The following is a 624-nucleotide window of genomic DNA, read 5'->3' as shown; positions in this document are numbered from 1 at the left end:
CGAAAATACCTTAGTACTCGATTTCGACAGTCTACACCAATTAGTAAAAGCGACCCTCAATGACACCGCATCAGTTAGCTATGAATATGATGAACAACAGCGCTTAGTTACCACCACTTTTCCAGACCAGAGCACCCGTCAATTTTTATACGAAAACACTGATTTTCCTTTTTATCTAACGGGCGTTATGGACAGTAAAGGTAACCGGGCCATTACCTGGACTTATGATAGCGCAGGGCGAGCCATCGTCAGCGAACGTGCAGATAACAATGAAAAATTTGTTTTTGAATATAATGACAATCAAACAACAGTCACCAACCCACTCGGTAAAAAGACCACTTATACCTTTGAAAATTTTTATGGCATTAAAAAAGTAGTACGCGTTGAAGGGCACGCCTCTAGCAACTGTACGGCGGCCAATAAATCCTATACCTATTTTGATAATGGTCTGTTGAAATCCAAAACGGATTGGAAAGGCGTGATTACTTCTTATGAATACAACGACAGAGGCTTACTCGCACGTACAGTCGCTGCAAGTGGCACAACCGATGAGCAAGAAACATTAACGGAATGGCACGACACATTTCGTCTTCCTACACGCATCACTGAAGCTAATCGCACAAT

General features: G+C 42.1%; 1 protein-coding gene. It reads left to right on the top strand.

Annotation, left to right across the window (positions count from 1 at the left end; translation table 11 throughout):
* The coding region (locus KCG35_RS26035; protein WP_215822826.1) for a hypothetical protein at positions 1 to 624 on the top strand (624 nt) is incomplete at both ends.

The organism is Zooshikella harenae (assembly GCF_018837975.1).
Taxonomy (GTDB): domain Bacteria; phylum Pseudomonadota; class Gammaproteobacteria; order Pseudomonadales; family Zooshikellaceae; genus Zooshikella; species Zooshikella harenae.
Note: the sequence above shows the minus strand (reverse complement) of the source record. Positions and strands in the feature narration are given on the sequence as shown.